This is a genomic window from Rhizobium sp. PAMB 3174, from assembly GCF_052908375.1.
The window spans coordinates 3,099,285-3,122,570 of the sequence record NZ_CM128608.1; the positions used below are offsets into that span (position 1 = coordinate 3,099,285).

General features: G+C 62.5%; 25 protein-coding genes, 1 tRNA gene and 1 pseudogene. 10 read left to right on the top strand and 17 right to left on the bottom strand.

Annotated elements, in window-relative coordinates:
* Positions 1-10: 10 nt before the first annotated feature.
* From ACU5AY_RS14875 to ACU5AY_RS14890, 4 genes are all read right to left on the bottom strand, one after another.
* Entirely contained in the window at positions 11-1,483 is a 1,473-nt protein-coding gene (locus ACU5AY_RS14875) for an MFS transporter (RefSeq protein WP_446826791.1), read from the bottom strand.
* The gene (locus tag ACU5AY_RS14880; protein ID WP_446826792.1) at positions 1,476-2,099 is read right to left on the bottom strand and encodes a TetR/AcrR family transcriptional regulator; all 624 of its coding nucleotides are present in this window, start codon (positions 2,097-2,099) and stop codon (positions 1,476-1,478) included. Before ACU5AY_RS14880 ends, ACU5AY_RS14875 begins: the two co-directional genes overlap by 8 nt.
* Positions 2,100-2,177: 78 nt before the next feature.
* Entirely contained in the window at positions 2,178-3,092 is a 915-nt protein-coding gene (locus ACU5AY_RS14885; RefSeq protein ID WP_446826793.1) for an EamA family transporter, read from the bottom strand.
* Between the two features lie 84 nt (positions 3,093-3,176).
* A complete protein-coding gene (locus ACU5AY_RS14890) occupies positions 3,177-3,299 on the bottom strand; it encodes a hypothetical protein (protein ID WP_446826794.1) in 123 nt (40 codons plus the stop codon).
* A 128-nt stretch (positions 3,300-3,427) separates the two neighbouring features.
* Here ACU5AY_RS14890 and ACU5AY_RS14895 point away from each other — a divergent pair, with 128 nt between their 5' ends.
* A complete protein-coding gene (locus ACU5AY_RS14895; RefSeq protein WP_446826795.1) occupies positions 3,428-4,150 on the top strand; it encodes a pyrimidine 5'-nucleotidase in 723 nt (240 codons plus the stop codon).
* A gap of 138 nt (positions 4,151-4,288) precedes the next feature.
* Positions 4,289-5,023 (top strand): calcium-binding protein, encoded by a 735-nt coding sequence (locus ACU5AY_RS14900; protein ID WP_446826796.1) that lies wholly within the window; start codon positions 4,289-4,291, stop codon positions 5,021-5,023.
* 77 nt (positions 5,024-5,100) lie between these two features.
* Here ACU5AY_RS14900 and ACU5AY_RS14905 read toward each other — a convergent pair whose 3' ends face one another.
* Positions 5,101-5,964: an LOG family protein gene (locus tag ACU5AY_RS14905; protein ID WP_446825950.1), complete on the bottom strand. Its 864-nt coding sequence runs from the start codon at positions 5,962-5,964 to the stop codon at positions 5,101-5,103.
* Between the two features lie 160 nt (positions 5,965-6,124).
* On the opposite strand from ACU5AY_RS14905, the gene dapD reads away from it, so the two are divergent.
* The 3 genes from dapD (at position 6,125) to ACU5AY_RS14920 (ending at position 8,956) form a co-directional block, all read left to right on the top strand.
* Positions 6,125-6,979, top strand: a complete 855-nt coding sequence (dapD, locus tag ACU5AY_RS14910) for a 2,3,4,5-tetrahydropyridine-2,6-dicarboxylate N-succinyltransferase (protein ID WP_261931362.1) — start codon at positions 6,125-6,127, stop codon at positions 6,977-6,979.
* 160 nt (positions 6,980-7,139) lie between these two features.
* Positions 7,140-8,330 (top strand): succinyl-diaminopimelate desuccinylase, encoded by a 1,191-nt coding sequence (dapE, locus tag ACU5AY_RS14915; protein ID WP_446826797.1) that lies wholly within the window; start codon positions 7,140-7,142, stop codon positions 8,328-8,330.
* Positions 8,331-8,356: 26 nt separating this feature from the next.
* A complete protein-coding gene (locus tag ACU5AY_RS14920) occupies positions 8,357-8,956 on the top strand; it encodes a hypothetical protein (RefSeq protein ID WP_446825483.1) in 600 nt (199 codons plus the stop codon).
* Positions 8,957-8,979: 23 nt separating this feature from the next.
* On the opposite strand, the pseudogene ACU5AY_RS14925 reads toward ACU5AY_RS14920, so the two are convergent.
* Both ACU5AY_RS14925 and ACU5AY_RS14930 read right to left on the bottom strand, forming a co-directional pair.
* Positions 8,980-9,882, bottom strand: a pseudogene (locus ACU5AY_RS14925) (IS1 family transposase).
* Positions 9,883-9,992: 110 nt separating this feature from the next.
* Positions 9,993-10,068, bottom strand: a tRNA-Ser gene (locus ACU5AY_RS14930).
* Between the two features lie 285 nt (positions 10,069-10,353).
* Here ACU5AY_RS14930 and ACU5AY_RS14935 point away from each other — a divergent pair.
* On the top strand, positions 10,354-11,199 hold the full coding sequence (locus tag ACU5AY_RS14935; RefSeq protein WP_446826798.1) for a hypothetical protein: 846 nt from the start codon (positions 10,354-10,356) through the stop codon (positions 11,197-11,199).
* Here ACU5AY_RS14935 and ACU5AY_RS14940 read toward each other — a convergent pair.
* From ACU5AY_RS14940 to ACU5AY_RS14965, 6 genes are all read right to left on the bottom strand, one after another.
* Positions 11,196-11,432, bottom strand: coding sequence for an RNA-binding protein (locus ACU5AY_RS14940; RefSeq protein ID WP_446826799.1), 237 nt, complete (start codon positions 11,430-11,432; stop codon positions 11,196-11,198). The genes ACU5AY_RS14935 and ACU5AY_RS14940 overlap by 4 nt on opposite strands.
* Positions 11,433-11,824: 392 nt before the next feature.
* Positions 11,825-12,016, bottom strand: coding sequence for a CsbD family protein (locus ACU5AY_RS14945; RefSeq protein WP_261931369.1), 192 nt, complete (start codon positions 12,014-12,016; stop codon positions 11,825-11,827).
* Positions 12,017-12,400: 384 nt separating this feature from the next.
* A complete protein-coding gene (gene truA / locus ACU5AY_RS14950) occupies positions 12,401-13,150 on the bottom strand; it encodes a tRNA pseudouridine(38-40) synthase TruA (protein WP_446826800.1) in 750 nt (249 codons plus the stop codon).
* Positions 13,150-14,085: a methionyl-tRNA formyltransferase gene (gene fmt, locus ACU5AY_RS14955; RefSeq protein WP_446826801.1), complete on the bottom strand. Its 936-nt coding sequence runs from the start codon at positions 14,083-14,085 to the stop codon at positions 13,150-13,152. The genes truA and fmt overlap by 1 nt, the downstream gene beginning before the upstream one ends.
* 66 nt (positions 14,086-14,151) lie before the next feature.
* Positions 14,152-14,670, bottom strand: a complete 519-nt coding sequence (def, locus tag ACU5AY_RS14960) for a peptide deformylase (RefSeq protein WP_446825488.1) — start codon at positions 14,668-14,670, stop codon at positions 14,152-14,154.
* Between the two features lie 89 nt (positions 14,671-14,759).
* Positions 14,760-16,274, bottom strand: coding sequence for a methyl-accepting chemotaxis protein (locus tag ACU5AY_RS14965; protein ID WP_446826802.1), 1,515 nt, complete (start codon positions 16,272-16,274; stop codon positions 14,760-14,762).
* Between the two features lie 294 nt (positions 16,275-16,568).
* On the opposite strand from ACU5AY_RS14965, the gene ACU5AY_RS14970 reads away from it, so the two are divergent.
* Both ACU5AY_RS14970 and ACU5AY_RS14975 read left to right on the top strand, forming a co-directional pair.
* Positions 16,569-17,762 (top strand): DNA recombination protein RmuC, encoded by a 1,194-nt coding sequence (locus tag ACU5AY_RS14970; protein WP_446826803.1) that lies wholly within the window; start codon positions 16,569-16,571, stop codon positions 17,760-17,762.
* A 46-nt stretch (positions 17,763-17,808) separates the two neighbouring features.
* Entirely contained in the window at positions 17,809-18,708 is a 900-nt protein-coding gene (locus ACU5AY_RS14975; RefSeq protein ID WP_446826804.1) for a ribokinase, read from the top strand.
* Between the two features lie 4 nt (positions 18,709-18,712).
* Here ACU5AY_RS14975 and ACU5AY_RS14980 read toward each other — a convergent pair whose 3' ends face one another.
* Positions 18,713-19,657 (bottom strand): nucleoside hydrolase, encoded by a 945-nt coding sequence (locus tag ACU5AY_RS14980; protein WP_446826805.1) that lies wholly within the window; start codon positions 19,655-19,657, stop codon positions 18,713-18,715.
* Positions 19,658-19,918: 261 nt separating this feature from the next.
* Between ACU5AY_RS14980 and ACU5AY_RS14985 the strand changes: the two genes are divergently transcribed.
* Both ACU5AY_RS14985 and ACU5AY_RS14990 read left to right on the top strand, forming a co-directional pair.
* Positions 19,919-20,350, top strand: a complete 432-nt coding sequence (locus ACU5AY_RS14985; protein ID WP_446825493.1) for an Hsp20 family protein — start codon at positions 19,919-19,921, stop codon at positions 20,348-20,350.
* A gap of 44 nt (positions 20,351-20,394) precedes the next feature.
* Positions 20,395-20,652 (top strand): BQ00720 family protein, encoded by a 258-nt coding sequence (locus tag ACU5AY_RS14990; RefSeq protein ID WP_446825494.1) that lies wholly within the window; start codon positions 20,395-20,397, stop codon positions 20,650-20,652.
* A 37-nt stretch (positions 20,653-20,689) separates the two neighbouring features.
* Here the strand turns inward: ACU5AY_RS14990 and trmB are convergent, their stop codons facing one another.
* The 3 genes from trmB to ACU5AY_RS15005 all read right to left on the bottom strand — a co-directional run bounded on the left by trmB (position 20,690) and on the right by ACU5AY_RS15005 (position 23,230).
* Positions 20,690-21,391: a tRNA (guanosine(46)-N7)-methyltransferase TrmB gene (trmB, locus tag ACU5AY_RS14995; protein WP_446826806.1), complete on the bottom strand. Its 702-nt coding sequence runs from the start codon at positions 21,389-21,391 to the stop codon at positions 20,690-20,692.
* A 5-nt stretch (positions 21,392-21,396) separates the two neighbouring features.
* Positions 21,397-22,638, bottom strand: a complete 1,242-nt coding sequence (gene metK, locus ACU5AY_RS15000) for a methionine adenosyltransferase (protein ID WP_446825496.1) — start codon at positions 22,636-22,638, stop codon at positions 21,397-21,399.
* Between the two features lie 172 nt (positions 22,639-22,810).
* Entirely contained in the window at positions 22,811-23,230 is a 420-nt protein-coding gene (locus tag ACU5AY_RS15005) for a helix-turn-helix domain-containing protein (protein WP_446825497.1), read from the bottom strand.
* Positions 23,231-23,286: the final 56 nt, after the last annotated feature.

Consider the following 23,286-nt stretch of genomic DNA (forward strand, 5'->3'; position numbering starts at 1 on the left):
CGTCCCGGCGTCAGTCGACCATGACCGGCTGCTGGCGTGCGGCGGAAAGTTCGGGTTTCTTCAAGAGGAACACCATCCCGACCACCAGCACGTAGCAGCCGAGATTGTAGAGCGTCGCCAGTTCGAGGCCCTTCGTATAGGCCTCGTGGGTTGCTGCCCCGGCGGCGGAACTCGCACCGATCACAGCGAAGAAAATACTGCTGATGACGGCGACGCCGAACGCGCCGCCGGCCTGCTGGATTGCCTGCAGCGACCCGGAGCCTGAGCCCGCATCCTTGTCCGGCACGCCGGAGAGGATCGTCTCGAAGAGCGACGATATCGCCAGTCCGAGGCCAAAGCCGGCAAGTGCCAGCGCCGGCGCAAAATTCCAGTGATTGAGGACCTCCGCGGCATTGTCAGCGACGATGCGGACGAGAGCAATGCCGGCGAAAAGCGCGATCACGCCTGCGGCGATGCGCTCGCGGTGCCAGCGAAACCCGACCCTACCCGAAAACACCGACGCCACAAGAACGCCGATCGGAAACGGCATGGTGGTGACGCCCGACTGCAGCGGCGTCAGCCCGTGGCCGGTCTGCAGGTAGATTGCGAAGACGAGGAAGAAGCCCGGAACGGCTGAGAAAAAGAACAGCGAGATCAGCGCGCCGATCGCGAAGTTGCGGTTGCGGATCAAATGCGCCGGCAGGAGCTGCGGGCGCCCGCGCTGTTCCTGACGGTTGACCCAGGCATAAAACACCAGGAACAGGGCAAGCCCGGCGGCGACCATTGCCAGCGTCCACCACGGCCAGCCGAGGCCGTTGCCCTCGATTAAGGGAAAGATCACGCAGAACATTGCGGCCGCGGCAATCAGGATGCCGGGCACGTCGTTCTTCATGCCGGGATGGGCCGGGATGGCGGGAATGTATTTCTGTGCCGCGAAGACGGCGGCGATGCCGATCGGAATGTTGATGAGGAAAATCGGGCGCCATTCGCTGCCGGCGATGTCCGCCGCGATCAGCGCACCGCCTAGCACCGGGCCGGTGACGGATGCCAGGCCCGCCACGAGGCCGATCATCGCGAAGGCCTTGGCCCGCTCGTGCGGCGGGAACATGACCTGGCCGATGGCGATGACCTGCGGCACCATCATCGCGCCACCGACGCCTTGCAGCACGCGGGCAGCAATCAGCAGTCCCATGCCCGGCGCGATGCCACACAGCAGCGAGGCGATCGTGAACAGGGTGACGCCGCCGATAAAGATGCGCTTGCGACCGATCACATCGCCGAGCCGGCCGAACGGCATCAGGCCCAGCGCAAAGGTCATGATATAGCCGGCCACCACCCATTCGATCCCGGCGCTCGTCGCACCAAGGCTCTTCTGCATGCTCGGCAGCGCGACGTTGACGATGGTGACGTCGATGAAATTCATGAAGGACGAAATCAGCAGGATCGTCATGGCGACCCAGCGGTAGGCATAGGGTTCGCTCGGCGAAAAGGTCCTGTCAGCCATTGCCGGCCTGCGTCGCTGCCGGTTGCGCCCGGATCGACCGCACCAGCTCCGTGGTCACCTGATCATAGATCGCCACGTCCAGCGGCTGCCGCCGGCCGGCAAGCAGGGCCAGCGTGCCGACGATGATCAGCGCCGCCGCATCGACATCGATGTCGGCCCGGAAGCTCCCGTCGGCGATCCCCGCCTCCAGGATGGTGGCGAAATGACAGCGCCAGCCGGCGCTCATCGGGTTGATGTAGCGCGCGACCTTGTCATCGTATTCGGAGCGGCGCTTCAACTCGATCATCGCATGCAGCAGGGACGGGTTGTTGACCGCGGTATCCTTGAATTCGGAAAACTCGAGATTCAACTGCTCGAGCGGCGACAGGCCGTCGCGCGGATTGCTCATGTGCTGCGCGGTGAATTCGTCGAGCATGGACTGGGTCAGAAGCTCAATCAGCGCTTCCTTGGTCGGGACGTGATAGTGCAGCGTGGCGACGTTGATGCCGACCCGATCGGCAATCTCGCGGGTGCGCAGCCCTTCGAACCCCTTCTCGACGATAAGCGCCCGTGCGGCCTCGGCGATGGCACGGCGGCGATCTTCCGTCGGGAGATAGGGATGCGGCTGCTTCTTCATAATTCAAGCAATTGATGGGGGGCGGCTGGATGTCAAGGCCGGCAGGCTTCGAAAGGGTACGAAGACAGCCTTTCGCGCTCAAAACAACAGCAGCGCCAGGATGCCGAAAACGATCAGCAGACAGCCGGCAATTTCCAGGCCGTTGATCTTCTCCTTGAAGATGAAGACCGACGAGGCAAAGGTGAACAGCATCTCGATCTGGGCGAGCGCCTTGACGACGGCCGCCTGCTGCAGGGTCATCGCCGAAAACCAGCCGAAGGACGCCGTCGCCCCGACGAAGCCGACGAGGATCGCCGGCCGCCAGGCTTTCATAACCTGTCCCAGTTCCTCGGGCTCGCGCCAGAGCATCCAGCCAAGCATCGCCACCGTCTGGACGACGATGACGACGGCGAGCGTGACGCTTGCCTGCATGGCGTAGTCGGGTGCCGGCAGTGTATGGCCGAGGGCCAGCGAAGCGGAGCGGTAGGATACGGCGGCAATGCCGAAGAAGGTGCCGGAGAGGAGACCGATCAGGGCGGTCCGGCTGGTGACTGAGGTCAGGAGCGAACGGACCGAAAGCGCCGTGCGGGCGACCGAGATCAGCATAACGCCAGCAACCGAGATGGCGATGGCGAGCAGCGTGCTGGCGGTCACCGTCTCGCCGAGGAAGACGAGGGCGAACAGCGCCGCCTGCGCGGGCTCGGTTCGCGAATAGGCCGTGCCGACGGCAAAGTTGCGAAAGGCAAACAGGTGGACGAGCAGGAACTGCGCGGCGATCTGGGTAAAGGCGCCGACCAGCGCCCAGCCCGCGAAGGCGGGGCTCAGCGCCGGCAGGACATGGCCTTCCCGGCTGGCCAGAACGGCGAGGTAGAGCAGCGCGAACGGCACGCCGAAGCCGAAGCGCACGAAGGTCGCCCCGGTCGTGCCGATCCGGCCCTTGAGGTGTTTCTGCAGCGCCGAGCGAATGTTCTGCAGGAAGGCGGCTGCGATGGTGATGACGATCCAGGCTGGCATGGTGGTCTCTTGTCGATGTCGGAAGGTCCGGGAAGCACATCCCGGCTGACGCGATAGTCCGGACCGTCTGGCGGTCCGCAGAGATCAGCGAAGTCGGCTGAGCGCGGTGCCGGAGAGGCTCGCGACGAAGCGCACCGGCAGGCGCATGCGGTCCTGCAGGATCAGGGCAGCGCCCTTGGCGCTCATGTCTCGCTTCGATATCGACATGATGGATCTATAGCAGCTCCCCCGGCCGCCGCCAATCTCCGCCATCGGTGCCGCAGGGTCGCGAAAAGCAGACCCTTTGGCGGGCGGGGGCATTTCCTTGCGCCCCGGCGTCTGCCATAAGAGCCGGCATGAACACGCGAAAATCCCTGCCCGAGAAGCCCGATTTCGACTCCGTCAAAGACTGGGTCTTCGATCTCGACAACACGCTCTACCCGCATCACGTCAATCTGTTCGCGCAGATCGACCGCAACATGACGGCCTTCGTCTCCGAGCTCCTGCAGCTCGAGCCCGAGGAAGCCCGCACGATCCAGAAGCGCTATTATCATGAGCACGGCACGACGCTGCAGGGGCTGATGATCCACCACAAAGTCGATCCGAACGATTTCCTGCAACGGGCGCATGCCATCGATTACTCGATCCTGATGCCGGACCCCAATCTCGGCGCCGCGATCAAGGCTCTGCCCGGCCGCAAGTTCATCTTCACCAATGGCAGCACGGCGCATGCGGAAGCCGTGTCGCGGGCCCTCGGCATCCTTGACCATTTCGATGACATCTTCGACATCGTGGCGGCCGACTACGTGCCGAAGCCGGCCGGCAGCACCTATGACAAGTTCGCCAGCCTGAACCGGATCGATGGGGCGCACGCAGCGATGTTCGAGGACCTGCCGCGAAACCTGTCGGTGCCGAAGTCGCTCGGCATGCGCACGGTGCTGCTCGTGCCGCGCAATCTCGAAGAGGCGTTTCTGGAAAGCTGGGAGCGTCCGGAAGAAGGGCGCGACCATGTCGACTACGTGACCGACGATCTTGCCGGCTTCCTGCGCGCGATCGTCTCCGGGCAGAAAAGTTCCTAACAAAAAGCAAATAACGCCAATCACTTAGATTACCAAGCACATTACCAAAGTTTCATCTACCTTACCGTTGTTTAAGTGGTGAAGGCACGCGGCCGTTCCTACCTTTCTCAGTGTGAATGACGCTGGAAAGGAATGAACATGAACACCAAGATGCTTACGCTTGCGGCAGCCGCCGCAGTTCTGGTTACGGGCGTGTCAGCAGGAGCCGTGTCTGCCCGCGGCTTCGGCGACGGGTTCGGCGGCCGCCATGGCCCCTCGCCCGAAAAGGCCTATGTCCGCATGCTGCAGCTTTTCGACGCCAATGGTGACGGCAAGATCAGCAAGGAAGAAGCGCTCGCCGGCGAGGAGAAGAAATTCGCCGAGATCGACGCCAACAAGGACGGCTCGATCACGCCCGGTGAAATACGTGAATACCACCAGGCCTGGATGAAGGATCATCCGCGCCCCGACCGCATGGGCAAGGGTCCTGGCCCCGAGGGCATGAAGCCCGGCATGATGAAAGAACAGATGCAGGGCAAGAACGCCCCCGCTGGCAAGGGCAAGCCGGAAGGCGGACCGCCGCCGCAGGAAGACGCCATGGGCAATGGCCCGCAGGGCGGACCGCCCGGTGATGGCGATCGCGGTCCGGGCTCGTGGCATCGCTGGATGGACCGGGATGGCGACGGACCGCGCGGCAAAATGGCGCGCGACGATCATGGCCCTCGCTTCGGCGGACCGATGCGCGGCATGATGCTGATCCACATGGCCGACACCGACGAGAACGGTCAGGTCAGCAAGGAAGAGGCGAAAGCCGCGATGACCAAGATGTTCGACCGCATGGACGTCAACAAGGACGGCGTCATCGACATCAAGGACATGCCTCCCGCCGAGTAAACCCCTCTCTCCCTACTCGGACCGACAAAAGGCCGGCCCCGCTGTAAGCAGGGCCGGCCTTTCCTTTGTTCTATTCCTTACGCGTGTCCGTAGAATTCGCAGATGATCCGCCAGGCATCGTCGGCGGTGTCGACGAAACTGATGAGGTCGAGATCCTCCGGCGCGATCGTGCCGAACTCGGCAAGCGCCTCGAAATTGACGATCCGGTGCCAGAATTCCGAGCCGAACAGGATCAGCGGCACGCGGCTCATGCGGCCGGTCTGGATCAGCGTCAGGCACTCGAAGAATTCGTCCAGCGTGCCGAAGCCGCCGGGAAACACGGTGACCGCCTTCGCCCGCATCAGGAAGTGCATCTTGCGGATGGCGAAATAGTGGAAGTTGAAGGAGAGTTCCGGCGTCACATAGGGGTTCGGCGCCTGCTCGTGCGGCAGCACGATGTTGAGGCCGATCGACGGCGCGCCGACTTCGGCCGCGCCGCGGTTGCCGGCTTCCATGACGCCCGGGCCGCCGCCGGTGGTCACCACATATTCGCGGTTTTCATGGTCGCGCGCATGTTGCGAGCAGAGGCGGGCGAATTTCTGCGCCTCGCTGTAATAGACCGAAGCCTCCGACAGGTTGCGGCGCTGCGTCTCGTTTTTCGCCGCCCAGGGCTCGACGCCGGGTGCCGGGATGCGCGCGCCGCCGAACATGACGACCGTCGAGCGGATGCCCTTTTCTTCCAGGATCATCTCGGCCTTCAGAAGCTCGAGCTGGAAGCGGACGGGGCGCAGCTCCTCGCGGCACAGGAAATCCTCGTCGGCATAGGCCAGCCGATAGGACGGCGAGACGGTCTGCGGCGTCTTCGGAATTCCCTCTGCCTTCTGCTTGTCGGCGGAGCTGTTCTTCAGCGGATCCCATGCACCATCTCTGCGTCGGCGGCCCACATGCTTCATGTTCGTCATCATTCCTCTATTCCGGCGCGAGGCCGAATCACATTGACGCTTGCAAGCCCGTCGCTTACAGCATCCGTGATAAATTTGAGCCCCTGCCTAAGGACTTACGTCCGGCAGGCTCATCAGATCACCGACCCAGAGTCTAAACATCGAAGTTTAAGGATTTCCCATGACAGGCATCGATCTCGCTTCCCTGGAGACAAGCATTGAAACGGCGTTCGACAACCGTGACAGCGTCAACACCTCCACGCGCGGCGAAGTTCGCGATGCCGTGGAAACCGCGCTGAACCTGCTCGACAGCGGCAAGGCCCGCGTCGCCACCCGCGGCGAGGACGGCAACTGGACCGTTCACCAGTGGCTGAAGAAGGCCGTGCTCCTGTCCTTCCGCCTGAACGACATGGAAGTCGTCAAGGGCGGTCCGGGCAACTCGACCTGGTGGGACAAGGTGCCGTCGAAGTTCGAGAACTGGGGCGAGAACGCCTTCCGCGAAGCCGGCTTCCGCGCCGTGCCGAACGCCGTCGTCCGCCGCTCCGCCTTCATCGGCAAGAACGTCGTGCTGATGCCGTCCTTCGTCAATCTCGGCGCCTATGTCGACGAGGGCACGATGGTCGACACCTGGGCAACCGTCGGCTCCTGCGCGCAGATCGGCAAGCATGTGCATCTCTCCGGCGGCGTCGGCATCGGCGGCGTGCTGGAGCCGATGCAGGCCGGCCCGACGATCATCGAGGACAATTGCTTCATCGGCGCCCGCTCGGAAGTCGTCGAAGGCTGCATCATCCGCGAGGGCTCGGTCCTCGGCATGGGCGTGTTCATCGGCAAGTCGACCAAGATCGTCGACCGCGCGACCGGCGAAGTGACATACGGCGAAGTGCCGCCCTACTCCGTCGTCGTCGCCGGCACCATGCCGGGCAAGCCGCTTCCGAACGGCGAGCCGGGCCCGAGCCTCTACTGCGCCGTCATCGTCAAGCGCGTCGACGAGAAGACCCGCTCGAAGACCGGCATCAACGAGCTGCTGCGCGACTGATTGCGCCGGACAATCGATGGCATGACAATCGATGGCTTATGGAAGCGGCCCCTGCGGCCGCTTTCTTCGTTTCAGCCCTCCCAGGCATGCTGAGCCAGCCGCCCCGCTGGCGTCAAATCGCCCCGTGACAGGGCCGCGGCAATCGGCTAACCCTTGCCACATGAAAACCACCGATCCCGTCGCCGTTCTCCAGACACTCATCCGCTGCCCCTCCGTCACCCCGGCGGAAGGCGGCGCGCTTTCCGCGCTCGACGCCATGCTGGCGCCGCTCGGCTTTTCGGTCGAGCGTGTCACGGAGCGCGACGAGGGGACGCCGGATGTCGAGAACCTTTATGCCCGCCGCGGCACGTCCGGTCCGCACCTGATGTTTGCCGGCCATACCGACGTCGTGCCGGTCGGCAACGAGGCCTCCTGGACGCATCCGCCCTTTGCCGCCGATATCGAGGACGGCGTCCTCTACGGGCGCGGCGCGGTCGACATGAAGGGCGGCATCGCCTGCTTCGTGGCCGCCGTTGCCCGCCATATCGAGAAGCACGGCGACATTGCCGGTTCGCTCTCCTTCCTGATCACCGGCGACGAGGAAGGCCCGGCGATCAACGGCACCGTCAAGCTCCTGAAGTGGGCGGCGGAGAAGGGCGAGACCTGGGACGCCTGCATCCTCGGCGAACCGACCAATCCCGACCAGCTCGGCGACATGATCAAGAACGGCCGGCGCGGTTCGCTCTCCGGCGAGATCGTCGTCCATGGCGTGCAGGGCCACGCCGCCTATCCGCACCTCGCCGACAATCCGGTGCGCGGCATCCTGCAGCTGACGACGGCGCTGATGCATCCGCCCTTCGACCACGGCAGCGACGATTTCCAGCCGTCGAACCTTGAAGTGACCACGGTCGATACCGGCAATGGTGCCGTCAACGTCGTGCCGGAAACGGCGCGCGCCGCCTTCAACATCCGTTTCAACGACCTGTGGACCGAAAACACCCTGAAGGGCGAGATCATCCGCCGGCTGGATGCGGCGGCCGCCGACGGCAACCTCAGGCATGGCCGCGATCCGGTCCGCTTCGACCTCACCTGGAAGGCCAATACCGCGCAGGTGTTCCTGACCCGCGACAATCGCCTGACCGGCATTCTGTCCGAGGCGATCGAAAAGGTGACCGGCCTGACGCCGAAGCTTTCGACCACTGGCGGAACCTCCGATGCGCGCTACATCAAGGATTATTGCCCGGTCGTGGAATTCGGCCTCGTCGGCCAGACCATGCACATGGTCGACGAGCGCGTGGCGGTTGCCGATCTGGAAAAGCTGACCCGGATCTACGAGACCTTCCTCGACCGCTGGTTCTCCGAGCCGGCCTGACATGAGCGTTTGATCGAGTTTTTTTGATGGTGCCAGGGTTTACCGAGGTCGGTTACTACATGACGGGGCTGCGGCTGCTCATTCGCGGCAAGCGCGAGGGCTTCGGCTATCTCGACATTTCCGACCGCGGCGTCGCCCGCTCCTTCTGGGCGATCCTCTGGTGCATGCCGTCGCTCCTGCTCTCCTGGGGCTGGTGGCACTGGATGTTCATTTCCATCATGCCGGAAGGGATCAAGACCGGCCTGCCCTTCTTCGCCCGCCTCGCCCTCGTCGATGCCGTCGACTGGATGTTGCCGCTTCTGCTTGCCGCCGCCATCTCGCTGCCGCTGAAGCTCGAACGCCAGTTCCCGGCCTTCGTCGTCGTCACCAACTGGATCAGCGTGCCCTTTGCCTTCGCTCACGCGCTGATCATCGCGCCGATCATCTTCTTTCCGCAGATGCTGTCGATCGCCTATCTCGCCTGGCTGGCGCTGCTGCTGATCGCCGTCTTCGTGCTGGCGAGGCTGATGCGCATGGTCTACGGCGCCAACATGGCCCTCGTCGCCGCCTTCGTCGCCCTGCAAATCCTGCCCGGCATGTTCATGGAAGATTATCTGCAGCGGCTGTTGGGTGTTGCGCCGTTTTGAAGGTGGTGATGGTTGGTAGTGTCTCAGTTTGAAATTTCTTCGTTGCGCTTTTTGTAAGGACCGCGCGGACCCGGCTTAGGAGCAGGAATATAAATCAACTCGCCAATCCATTCAAAATCGCGAACCGTGTCAGACAACCCAACTTCCATTGCAGGGGTAACGCGAAGCGTCTTGTAGATTTTGAAGAAGTTATAAAACACCCTGCAGAACGAAACCATGTGAACGTGGTTTTCGAACTTCTTGGAGAATGCATTCATCAGGCGGGTAAACAGGCGCCTGCGTACCCGCACGGTGAGGTTCTGGCGCTCGACATAGGAAGTCGAGACATGTGCAGTATCCGGCTTGCCTTCGATCCGCGTTTTCTTGATACTCGTGCATTCTGCCGACGAATAGCGGCCCTTCATGCCTTCCGGTGCATTACCGAGAGCTTCACAAGCTGAGCATAATCAACGTCGCAATCAAATGCACCTTCCATAGCCTCAAGGTAAGCCTTGTGGCCGTCTGTTGTCATCTGGACACGGTCTGCAAGGCGAGATGCTACGTCGTCCATGAAAGCCATCGGGTATTCGCTGTCGCGGCCACTGACGAGATAGGAGACGATTAGCTTGCTATCTGCATCGAGCGCGGTCCATATCCATGTATCACTAGGCTGTTCCGGCGCAAACTTGCCGTCGCAAACTTGCTGTCTTCACGTTCTTTTACTTGGCATATGTGAAGGACCAGATTTCATCGCAATGGACACGCTTTGCCCGAACGCCGCCAACCGCCTCGTCATGTAAGGCTGTCCGGGCATTGCCCGCATCCACCAGCAACTTCGAAACCGCGTTGATCGATACGCCGGTCATGCGAACTATGGAACGCATGGAAACACCTTCGCAAAGCATATGAAGGATTTGGGCGCGGGTCTTCGTGGGCAATTTGTTCACGCCCATATTATCTGAACTTTTGTGCTTAGCCTCAAGCATGAAATTCATGTAAAACATTGATTCACAAACGGCTGTCACTATGTTAGATAGCGACAGCCGTAGTTATTGGGTGGGGCGCTCGACAGGATTTGAACCTGCGACCGGGAACTTAGTAGGGACCTGCTCTATCCGCTGAGCTACGAGCGCAAAAGCGGACGGACCGAAGGCCGTCCGCCACTGTTGCCGACCTAGAGCCGCTATCCTCCATGCAAGGGCTGGATAGCGGCTTTCTATTTGGAAGGGCCGCAGCCGCCGGTCGGCGTTACGCTTTGGCCAGAAACTCTTCTCGTCATCACGACCTCCGTTGATTCTGGCATGACCATAGCGCCTTTTCGCGTTCGCGCAAGAAAAAAATAAGGTACGCAGGTATGGCTTACCTTGTTTTTCGCAAGGAATGGGCGTATTTATCTGTTCACAAACGGAGAAACGCAAATGAGCGACGACGAGACCACCGGCGGCAAGCCGCGACATCGCAGCCCACCTTACCCATTCGTCAACTTGGCAAAGGCTATCGAGCGAGCAAAAGCGGTCTACGCCAAGGCAATGCATCATCCGGCAGGCGTCCCGGTCCTAGCCGATGCCTGGGGGTATAAAGATAAGAGCAGCGGCCTATGGGCGACGGCCGCCGCGCTCATACATTATGGACTACTGCGCGATGAAGGATCTGGCGCGAAGCGCAAGTTCACCTTGACGGACACCGCGATCAGGATCATCAAAGATGCCGATCCCGACTCTCAGAAGCGTCGTGATGCTATCGCCCGTGCGGCAATGACTCCAGCAATTCATGTGGAACTGCGAGAAAGGTACGGCGCTGACCCTGGGATATCTGATGTCGTGTTGCGTAATTATCTGACATTAGATCGTGGCGACGAAGGGAAGGCGACATTTAGCGATCAAGCAGCCGAGGACGTTATCCGCATCTTTAAGGATACTATGTCCTATGCAGGAATCGTGGATCCTGACACGGAAGCTAACGAAGAACAAGAAAAGGACGGCATCGCAGAAGACCCCTTACCTGGAAGCCTCAACCGAGTTGAGCGCGAAGCCGAGGGGCCTAAGCCGCCGCCGTCCGTAAGGACTAAGGGAGCTATTCTCATGGACGGCGAGCGCATTTTGCAGGATGGCATTCTTTCCCGCGACGCGACGTATCGTGTCATCGTGAGTGGTAAGATTGGCGTGCGGGAAATTGAGCGTCTGATTGCCAAGTTGGAACTAGACAAAGAAATCCTTGCGGAGTCCGACGAAGACGAGTCTGAACACGCAAAGATTTTTGACTAATCTTTTTTAGCCCGTCGTTTTTCAGCTGCCTTCTTCGCAATCTCGGCACGCCGCTCAGACGTCATATTCTCAGCGCGTTTCTTGCCGCCCTTGGCTCCTAGAGCTTTGGCGGCAGGGTCTTTGCCATCGTCAATGATTCTTTCGTCAGCTTCGCCGGCCGCGATCTGCATGACGCGTACAGCGTTGCCGATCACGTCAGCGGGGCGTTTTTGGCCTTTAGGTCCGGTTAGCATCAGCCCCCGTAATCAGTCGGGAGCTCACGACAGCAGCCCCGCTGAAGTGCTCTAGCTCGCCGTCGCACAAATCGCAGGAAAAGTCTTCAATGTCACGCGCCGCGATGCTCATCTCTATTCGTTCGTAGACGGCGCAACACTTGCTGGTTCTTTCGGATTTCCGGGTTCCCATATCTTCCCCTATGCTTTCCGGTAAGCATAGGGAGAAATCGGACTGGCTTCGATAGGGTGAGCGTCAAATTTCAAACTGAGACACAACCCGTTGGTTGTATCTCTGTGAATTTAGGTAGCGAATGGCATAAAGTCGCCGATGAGACTCGAGAGCGTTTCCGCTTTCAACAAATCGTTCATCGCCCCGCACGCCTTTAAGGTGCGGGGCGATGAAGATGACGTCAGGCTTTATCGACGACCTTCTTGACAGCGTCCTTGGCCGCGCCCTTTGCCTGCTGGGCATGACCCTTCACTTCCTGGGCTGCGCCTTTTGCCTTCAGCTTGTCGCTTCCGGTTGCCTTTCCGGCCTCCTGCTTCGCTTTGCCGGCGAGTTCGTTTGCCTTGCCTTTGATCTTGTCTGCTGTGCTACCCATTGCGTTTCTCCTTGTGCAACGTGATTGCTGCCCGCCATGAACGTCGGGAAATGAGAAACGTTCCTTCGGACAAGAAGATCGTGTTGGAAGAGATATGAGCGCTGCGAGAGGCAAGATGCCCCGAATGGGCGTCGTTATCTGTGATGGAACGGGGAAAATTTAGCCGCCGGTGCCCGTAGGGGGGCGGGGGATGGGGAACTCTGAGCATGTCAGCCAAGCCAAGGAACACAAAGCTTGGCGCTCTCAGGTCTCCCGGGCACCGGCGGTAGAGGCTTCATTGTCCATTGACGCTATTCACGGACGCTGCTGCCGACACCCACATTATTCAATCGCATGATTTAATCAAGCGATTTATGGAGGGGTGGTCAAATTTGTCGCAGGTGCCTATTCGGGATAGTCGACCTGCATGAAATAGAGGCCGTCCGGCGGCGCCACCTGGCCGCAGGCCCGCCGGTCGCGCGCCTCCAGCGCGGCGCGGACGTCGTCCGTCGTCATCTTGCCTTCGCCGGCGAGCTTCAGCGTTCCGGCAAACGAGCGGATCTGGTTGTGCAGGAAGCTCTGGGCGGTGGCGCGGATCTCGATCACGTCGCCATCGCGGGTCACATCCAGCCGGTCGAGCGTCCTCACCGGGCTCGCCGCCTGGCATTGCGAGGCGCGGAAGGTGGTGAAATCGTGCTTGCCGACCAGCGTCTGCGCCGCCTCGTGCATGGCCAGATGGTCGAGCGGTTTGGGCACCCACCAGGCGCGGCCGGCATCGAGCGCGAGGCGCGCCTTGCGGTTGACGATGCGGTAGAGATAGTGCCGGCGCAGCGCCGAGAAGCGGGCGTCGAACGTGTCGGGCACCTGGCAAGCATCGACGACGGCGACGCGCTCGCCGGCCATCGCCAGATGGGCGTTCAGCGCATTGATGAGCTGGTGCTCGCTCCAGTCGCGCGTGAGATCCACATGGATCACCTGCCCGACCGCATGCACGCCCGAATCCGTACGGCCGGCACCGCGGATGCTGACCGTCTCGCCGGTCAGGGACAGGACGGCGTCTTCCAGCGCGCCCTGCACCGACTGGCCGTTTTCCTGCCGCTGCCAGCCGACATAGGGCCCGCCGTCATATTCGACGGTCATGCGGAACCGCGGCATCAGCCGATCCTCGCGCCGGTGGATAAGCTGTTGCCGCGCTGGAAATCCTCCGCATCCATCGGCTTGCCGCCGGCCTTCTGCAGCCGGGTCAGGCGAACGGCGCCCATGCCGCAGGCGATGTTCAGCCTGTCGTCCAGCACGGTGCCGGGTTCGCCGTTGCCGTCACCGAGAATGGAGCCCAGCACCTTGACGCGTTCATGCTTGCCACCAAAATCCGCCTCGAACCAGGCACCGGGAAAGGGCGCCAGACCGCGGATATGGCAATCGACCTCGCGAGCGCTACGGGAAAAATCGATGCGGGCCTCTTCCTTGGCGATCTTGGCGGCGTAGAGGACGCCCTCTTCGGCCTGCGGGGTCAGCGGCAGGTCGCCATCCTCGAGCTTCCCCATCGCCTCGGCCATCAGCTTCGCGCCCGCATGCATCAGCCGGTCGTGGAGTTCGCCGGCCGTCGTCTCCGGGCCGATCGCGACTTTCGCGGTCAAGGCGACCGGGCCGGTATCGAGCCCCTTCTCCATCTTCATGACCATCATGCCGGTCTCTTCGTCGCCGGCCATGATCGCCCGCTGGATCGGTGCCGCCCCCCGCCAGCGCGGCAGCAGCGAGGCATGGCCGTTGTAGCAGCCGAGCCGCGTGCCGGTCAGGATCGCCTCGGGCAGCAGCAGGCCATAGGCGACGACGACGGCGACGTCGGCGTCGAGATCGCGGAACCGCCGGCGCTCGTCTTCATCCTTGAAATTGACGGGGGTGGCGACCGGAATACCCAGAAGCTCGGCGGCCTGATGCACGGGCGACTTGGTGAGATCGAGCCCGCGGCGGCCGGCCGGGCGCGGCGGCTGGGTGTAGACGGCGACGATCTCGTGGCCGGCATCCTTCAGCGCCCTCAGCGTCGGCACCGAGAAATCGGGCGTACCCATGAAAATGATGCGAAGAGACATGTTCGAACCGCCTGTTGTCGTTCAGGCTCCTTCAAACGGACTTATCGGCCGCAAATCAAGCCCTTTTCAGAGCTTGCCGCCGCTCTTGGCCGCCTTGGTGAACTTGCGGATCACCATATCGCGCTTCAGCTTGGAGATGTGATCGATGAACAGGATGCCGTTCAGGTGATCGATCTCGTGCTGCAGGCAGGTCGCCAGCAGGCCGTCGGCATCCATGGTCTGCTGTTTGCCATCGCGGTCGACATAGCGCACGGTCAGCGATGCCGGGCGTTCCACCTCGGCATAGTAGTTCGGGATGGAAAGGCACCCCTCCTCGTAGACCGAACGGTCATCGGACGTGGCGAGGATTTCCGGATTGATGAAAACCTGCGGCGCCTTGTCCTCGTCGTCGCGCGACACGTCGATCACCAGCATGCGCTTCGGCACGCCGATCTGGATCGCGGCCAGGCCGATGCCGGGGGCGTCATACATGGTTTCCAGCATGTCGTCGGCCAGCTTGCGCACGTCGTCGCCCACCTGTTCGATGGGGGCGGAGAGCTGACGCAGCACCGGATCCGGCAGTATGATAAGTGGTTTGATCGTCATGGCGTCGTCCCTTACCCCATCTTTTGCGCGGAGTGAATGCGGACAAACAAAGCCGGCGAAACTTTTTTCGCCGGCACACGCCCTGTTCGTCAGGCGCTGCGGCGCAACGGCTGGAAATGCCCGGCGTCGTTCGACTGCCGTTCGCCACCATGGGTGCGGAAGCGGCGCAGTGCCATCGTCAGCCGCTCGACTTCGTCGCGCAGTGCGCGCGTCTGGCCGGAGGTGCGTTCCACCATGCCGGCGTTCTGCTGGGTGATCTGGTCCATGGCGGCGATCGCCTGGTTGACCTCGCGCAGGCCACCGGACTGATCGGAGGCAGCGCCGGCGATGCCGGAAACCGTCGCGTCGATCTCGCCGATGCGGTGGATGATGCTTTCCAGCGCCTCGCCCGTGCTGTTGACCAGTCCGACACCGGATTGCACCTGGCTAGAACTCTGCGAGATCAGGCCCTTGATTTCCTTGGCCGCGCCGGCGCAGCGCTGCGCCAGTTCGCGCACTTCCTGGGCGACGACGGCAAAGCCGCGGCCGGCTTCACCGGCACGCGCCGCCTCGACGCCGGCATTGAGCGCCAGCAGGTTGGTCTGGAAGGCGATCTCGTCGATGACGCCGATGATCTTGGAGATTTCCTCCGACGATTTCTCGATCTCGCCCATCGCGGTCACCGCCTGGCGCACCACGGCGCCGGAGGTTTCCGCCTCGCCGAGGGCCGCCTTGACCGCTCCGGATGCCTTCGCGGCGCCCTCGGCAGTCGTCGTCACGTTCTGTGTGAGCTCGTGCAGCGCGGCGGTGCTTTCCTCAAGGCCTGCGGCCTGCTGCTCCGTGCGATGCGCCAGGTCGTCGGCCGATTCGGAAATGCCGGTCGTCTCGCTGAGGATGCGCTCGGCGGCGCTTCCCACGGTGCCGATCGTCTCGCGCAGGCCGTCCATGGCCTGGTTGTAGTCGGCGACCATCTTGGCGAAATTGCCCGGCATGTCCTGCGGCAGCCGTGCCTCCAGGTCTCCCTCGGACAGCGCGTCGAGCGCCTTGGTGAGTTCGGCGAGAGCTGCGGCCTGCTCGGCCTCGGCGATCCGCTTGGCCTCCTCGGCCTCGGCGCGTTCGCGGGCGAGGATGTCGAGGTAGACGGAAATCGAGTAGTCCATGTCCAGCAGCGCCGCCTTGACGACCGCGCCGATCTCGTCGGCCAGCCGGGCAGACTTGCCCTTGCCGAAGCGGCTTGGCCAGCGCTTGTCGACCAGCGCCCTGACGAGCTGGTCCATGAGGACGGCATAGCCGCCGATGTACCAGCGCGGCTCCAGGCCGATGCGGGCATGGGCGCGGCCCACCGCCGTCACGCCATCCACATAGCTTTCGTCATATTTCGCGGCGCTGACGATGGCCCAGTGTTCCATCTGGCGCTTCTTGGCGCCGGCGACATGATCGTCATTGCGGAAGAACGCGGCGGTATGCGGGGTCTTTTTGACCTTGGCGTAGAAAGTGTCCAGCGCAGGGCCGATCGATTCGCGAATGACATCGCTGACGTCCTGCAGGCTCTTCCTGGCATCGTGGTCGAGACCCACGAAGTCCAGGCGATCTGCAAGATCTGACTTACCTTGTTGCGCTGTCATGCTTATCCCCCGGTTCCGCGATCGTGACCATCAGGCCACCCTTCGCTGCTGCATAACTTTCACTATTCTAACGGTTTATTTAAAATCCGCTAAAATATAAAAACACTATGTGGAATATCCTTACATCTTGGGGTGGAATTCTAACCCAAGCTGCATCCCCTCTAGTTCTGCACCCTTAACGATTGGTTGAGCATCCGGGCAACATATGGCCACGCCAATTTTGTTCCCTATTTGATCTCTCTCGACCGTCGTGCCATACTGCCGTCCAGACCACCAAAAGCCCCCTGGAGCGCCATGCCGCATCTCCCTTCCCTTGTCGAACTGGCCAATATGCCCGCCTTTCCGGCAGCCGCCGTCGCCGCTTTTGTGATCATGTTGCTGGTTCTGCTTGTCGTGCTGCGCCTGCGCGGCAAGGCCGTCCGGGAGCAGCAGGCGGCCCGCGCCCAGATGATGGAACTGCTGCGCAGCCAGACCGAGATGCAGGGCCGGCTTGCCGCCATGGCGGACGTGTTCGGCGCGCGCCAGCAGGAACTGAACCATGCCATCGGCCATCGGCTCGACGGCATGGCGCACCGGCTCGGCAGCTCGATCAACGAGCAGACGCGGGCGACCGGCGACAATCTGCGCAAGCTGCAGGAGCGGCTCGCCGTCATCGACGCCGCGCAGAACAACATCCAGACGCTCGCCAAGGATGTCGTCGGGCTGCAGGCGATCCTCTCCAACAAGCAGACACGCGGCGCCTTCGGTCAGGCGCGCATGGAAGCGATCATCGCCGACGGCCTGCCGATGGGCGGCTATCATTTCCAGGCGACGCTTTCCAACGGCTCCCGTCCGGACTGCACCGTGACGATGCCGAACGGCGCGCCGTCGCTCGTCATCGACGCGAAATTTCCACTCGAAGGCTGGAATGCGATGCGCGACGCCGCCACTGCCGACGACCGCAAGTCGCGTGCCTCACAATTCCGGCGGGATCTTGAAACGCATATCCGCGACATCGCGGAGAAATACCTGATCGCCGGCGAAACGCAGGAGATGGCCTTCCTGTTCGTGCCGTCCGAATCGATCTTCGCCAGCATTCACGAGGAATTCGAGGCGGTCGTCCAGAAGGCGCAGCGCAGCCGGGTGATCATCGTCTCGCCGTCGCTCCTGATGCTGTCGATCCAGGTCATCCAGGCGATGCTGAAAGACCAGCGCATGCGCGAACAGGCGCACCTGATCCAGGGCGAAGTCGCAATCCTCATGGACGACCTCGGGCGTCTGGACGACCGGGTGCGCAAGCTGCAGGCGCATTTCAACATGGCGGAGAAGGATGTCGAGCAGATCCTGACCTCGACGGCGAAACTCACGCGGCGCGGCGACAAGATCGCGGCGCTGGAGCTGCAGCAGGCGCCGTTGGCGCCCGCGCCGTCTGCAACGACCGCACGCCCCGATCGCACGGTCGAAAGCAGGACCGGGCATTTGACGCTGAGACTGGTTGACGAGGAGTGATCCCGTCGGGCAGTGTCGCGCCAAATTTCAGACAGGACTTACCTTCATGATCACCATTCTCGGCTCCATCAATCTCGACCTCATTGCAACGGTGGGCCATCTGCCGAAGCCGGGCGAAACGGTGTCCGGCAACGGATTTTCCACCGCCGCCGGCGGCAAGGGCTCCAACCAGGCGCTCGCCGCACGGCGGGCTGGCTCCAAGGTCGAGATGGCCGGCGCGATCGGCAGGGACGAATTTGCCGGTTCGGCAATCGCCATGCTGAGAGAAGCCGGCACCGGTCTCTCCATGATCAAGGAGACGGACGAGCCGACGGGAACCGCCCTCATCCTGGTGGGTTCGGACGGCGAGAACATGATCGCCGTGGTGCCGGGCGCCAACGGCACGGTCACCACAGAGGACGCGGACGCGGCGCTCGCGGCCATGTCGAAGGGCGACTACCTGCTGCTGCAGATGGAAATTCCCGCCGGCACGGTCGAACATGCGCTCGACGCGGCCAAGGCGCGCGGCGTCATCACCGTGTTCAATACCGCGCCGATGAGCGCCGAGGCGGCGCGTCTCGCCGAGCGCGCCGACATCGTCATTGCCAACGAGACGGAGTTCGCCCAACGGGCCGGCGTCGAAAGCCAGACGGCGGACGAGCGTGTCGCCGAGTTGAAGCGCCTGCATGCGGCCACCGGCCAGACCCTGATCGTCACGCTTGGCGGCGACGGCGTCATCGCCATGCATGACGGCGCATTCCACAGCACCAAGGGCCTCGTCATCGAGCCGGTCGATACGGTCGGCGCGGGCGACACCTTCTGCGGCTACTTCGCCGCCAGCCTCGACCAGGGCCTCGACTTCGCCGCAGCACTCCGCCGGGCGGCAGCGGCCGGATCGCTTGCCTGCCTGAAGCCGGGCGCGCAACCGTCCATCCCCATGGCCGAGGAAGTGGCCGCTCGCCTCTAGGTCGTCAGAGGCGGGACAGCCGCTCCGTCAGCAGGTCGAAGAAGCCTTCCGCATCCGCATCGCCGATCACCTTGGCGTTCACCTTGCGGTCCGTCACCTTCCACCAGTCGACGACGGTCATGCCGAGCGTCAGCTCCGACTGCGTCTCGATCTCGACATTGCAGTCGCGTCCGGTGAAAAGCTCCGGCCTGATCAGATAGGCGATGACTGACGGATCGTGCAGCGGTCCGCCGTCGGAGCCGTATTTCTCGATATCGAAGCGCTCGAAGAATTCCAGCATCTCGACCATGACCTTCGCCGCCTTCGTGCCGATCTCCGCCATCCTGGCGACCCGGCGCTTCAGTGTCAGCAGCTTGTGGGTGACATCGAGCGGCATCATCACGATCGGAATGCCGGCGCGGAAGACGACGGCGGCGGCTTCCGGATCGACATAGATGTTGAATTCCGCCGCCGGCGTGATGTTGCCGACCTCGAAATAGGCGCCGCCCATCATCACCAGCTCCTTCACGCGCGGCGCGATGTCCGGCGCCTTCTGAAGGGCGAGCGCGATGTTCGTCAGCGGCCCGAGCGTGCAGAGCGTGACCGTGCCTTCCGGCTCGCGGCGCAGCGTGTCGATGATGAAGTCGACGGCATGCCCCTCCTGCAGCGGCATTGTCGGTTCCCACCATTCCGGGCCGTCGAGCCCGGTCTTGCCGTGCACGTGCTCGGCCGTCACGAGCGGCCTTGCGATCGGCTTGTCGGCGCCGGCAAACACCTTGGTGTCCGTCCGGCCGCAGACTTCGCAGAGCAGGCGGACATTGCGGCTGGTCAGTGCCAGCGGCACGTTTCCGGCCACCGCCGTGATGCCCAGAACCTCGATTTCGTCCGGGCTGCCGAAGGCAAGCATGATGGCGGCGGCGTCATCCTGCCCGGGGTCCGTGTCGATGATGATCTTTCTGGGAGAGGCCATGATGTCGTCCTGTATGAGGGAATGTGCGGCCGGAAGCGGCCTGTCGGGAGCCGGATTGAAAAGGACAGTCGGGCCGAAAGTCAAGGCGACATGGCGGTCCGTCGGCGGGAAGCGATATGCGATACACCATGTCTTGCAAAACTTCGCCAAAAGGTGCGGCCTGTGAGTTGCGCGGCGCGCGCGTCATCCCCATATTGGCCGGTAACGGACGCCGTCTTGCGGGTCCGGCATAGTCGCTTGAAAGCAAGGACTTGAAGAACAATGAGCCGCATGCCCCCCTTCGCCAGCCCGCTTCTCCTGGGCTTTGACGCCATGGAAAAGACGCTGGAGCGCATCTCCAAGGCGAGCGACGGCTATCCGCCCTACAATATCGAGCGCATCAGCGCCGACCGACGGTCCGGCGATCCGGAGAAGCTGCGCATCACGCTCGCCGTCGCCGGTTTTTCCGAGGACGACCTTGATGTCACGACGGAGGAAAACCAGCTGATCATCCGTGGCCGACAGATCGAGCAGGAAGAGCGCGACTATCTCTACCGCGGCATCGCCGCCCGCCAGTTCCAGCGGATGTTCGTGCTCGCCGAGGGCATGCATGTGCTCGGCGCGACGCTGCGCAACGGCCTGCTCTGCGTCGACCTTATTCGCCCGGAGCCGGCGCGTATGGTAAAGAAAATTAATATTTCGGTTTCACAGTAGCACAACGGACACAGGTCCGGTCTCCTGGCTGTGGAGGAACTGAAATGCTGATGAAAACCGCCAATTCGAAACTCACGCTGACCGAATTCGCGCATCTGGGCGAAGGCGAAGTGGGCTATATCCGCAAGATGCGTCACGAGGATATTTCGCGCTGCTTCCCGGAAGCGCCCGAAATCGACCCGACACTGGATCTCTGGGCGCTGTTCGGCGCCGACGGCACGCCGATCCTGCTCACCGACAACCGTTCCAGCACCTTCTTCAAGGCAGCAGAAGACGAGCTGACGCCCGTCAGCCTGCACTGAGGCAAATCGCAGCCGGCCGACGGTCAATTGCCGTCGGTCAGACCCGCCGGAACGTGAGATAGGCGGAAGACCGGCCTTCGCGCTTGGCCTTGGCCTCGTAGCGCGTGCCCGGCCAGCCGGCATACGGCGTCAGCCAGTCGGACGCATTGCGCGCGGTCCATTCGAAGCCGCCATGATCACGGCAATGGGTGAGCGTCCAGTTCACATAGGTATCGATATCCGAGGCGAAGCAGAACAGGCCGCCGGGCTTCAGCACCCGGTGGAAGCGGTCGAGGTTCACCTGCGAGACGAAACGGCGCTTCCAGTGCTTCTTCTTCGGCCAGGGATCGGGATAGAGCAGGTCGATGTGATCGACCGAGGCCTCCGGCATCCAGTCCAGAAGCTGAGTCGCGTCGTCGTCATAGACGCGGATATTGTCCAGCCCCTTTTCCTCGCGGACGATCAGCAGCTTGGCCATGGAATTGACGAACGGCTCGACGCCGATGAAACCGGTCTCGGGCTTCTCGGCGGCACGATGGGCCAGATGCTCGCCGCCGCCGAAGCCGATCTCGAGGCGGATGGTCTCGACCGGCCGCGAAAACAGCAAGCGCAGATCCGACGGCGCCGCCGCCGTCAGGTCGATCCTGGCGTCCGGCAGCGCGCCTTCCAGCACATCCTGCTGATGGCGACGCAAGGGCTTGCCCTTGCGCCGTCCGAAGAAGGCTTCCGTTGCCCGGGAGCGGCGCCCGTCATTTTCCATGTCGATCAGGCCTTGATGGCTTCCTTCAGCGGCTTGACGAGGTCGAGCCGCTCCCAGGAGAACGATCCGTCACGACCGGCCTTGCGGCCGAAGTGGCCGTAGGCCGAGGTGCGGGCGTAGATCGGCTTGTTGAGGTCAAGATGACGACGGATGCCCGACGGCGACAGGTCGATCACCTTGCGGATCGCGTGTTCCACCTGGTCTTCCGTCACGTTCTTGCCGGTGCCGTGCAGGTCGACATAGATCGACAGCGGCTGCGCCACGCCGATGGCGTAGGACAGCTGGATCGTGCAACGCTCGGCGAGGTTCGCCGCCACGACGTTCTTGGCGAGATAGCGCGCGACATAGGCCGCCGAGCGGTCGACTTTGGTCGTGTCCTTGCCCGAGAAGGCGCCGCCGCCATGCGGTGCGGCTCCGCCATAGGTGTCGACGATGATCTTGCGGCCGGTCAGGCCGGCGTCGCCGTCTGGACCGCCGATGACGAACTTGCCGGTCGGGTTGATGTACCAGACGCAATCGTCGGCGATCTTCAGGTCACCCAGCGCTTCGCGGATATAGGGCTCGACGACGGAGCGCACCTTCTTGGAATCCCAGGAGGCATCGAGATGCTGGGTCGACAGCACGATCGACGCTGCCTCGGCGGCCTTGCCGTCGATGTAGCGAACAGTGACCTGGCTCTTGGCGTCAGGGCCGAGCTTGGCGGCCTCGCCCTCGCCCTTCTTGCGCGCATCGGCAAGCAGCTGGAGGATCCGGTGCGAATAATAGATCGGCGCCGGCATGAGGTCCGGGGTCTCGCGGCAGGCGTAGCCGAACATGATGCCCTGGTCGCCCGCGCCCTCGTCGCCCTGACGGTCGGAGGCGTTGTCGACGCCCTGCGCGATGTCTGCCGACTGCGAGTGCAGGAGCACGTCGATCTTGACCGTCTTCCAGTGGAAGCCGTCCTGCTCGTAGCCGATCGAGCGGATCGCCTTGCGCGCTGCGGACTTGAACTTCGACGGGTTGATCACGTCGTTGCCGTTCTTGTCCTTCTTCATCAGGCTCGGCGGCAGGCGCACCTCACCGGCGATGACCACCCGGTTGGTGGTCGCCAGCGTTTCGCAGGCGATTCGGACGCCCCAGGGATCGACGCCGGTCTTGGCGGCTTCGCGATAGACGAGATCGACGATCTCGTCCGAAATGCGGTCACAAACCTTGTCGGGATGGCCTTCGGAAACGGACTCGCTGGTAAACAGATAGTTAGCGCGCATGCGGGATTTCCCTCAGTGAATCTAGGCGCAAACTGTGTAGTCATTCCCGCGCCCGATGACAAGCGCAGAAGGACATAAATATATCTTTATATGAACGAATTATGGCCTCAGAGCACAAAAAAAGCGGCCAAATGCCGCTTTTTCTGAAGGTTCCGTATGCGACAAAGGCCGCTCACTCGCTTTCGGCTTCGGCAGCCAATGCCTTGACCAGGTCGACGAGCTTGCGGCGCACCTTGGCATCGTTGATCTTCACGAAGGCGCGGTTGAGCTGAAGTCCTTCGGACGAGGACAGGAAGTCCACCACGTAGTTGGAACTGGACGCCTCGGCCATGCCGGACGGGCCGACCGACTGATCACCGGGTGCGTCCTCGAAGAAGAAGGAGACCGGAACATTCAGAATACCGGAGATATTCTGCAGGCGGCTGGCGCCGACCCGGTTCGTGCCCTTCTCGTATTTCTGGATCTGCTGGAACGTAATGCCCAGGGCTTCACCCAGTTTTTCCTGACTCATCCCCAGCATGGTACGACGCAACCTTATGCGGCTGCCGACGTGCACATCGATCGGGTTCGGCTTTTTCTTGTTTTCTACCATAGTTTGTTCCAGTTGCCTTCATCGCTTTAGCCCGGTGCCCATCAAGTTCCCTATAT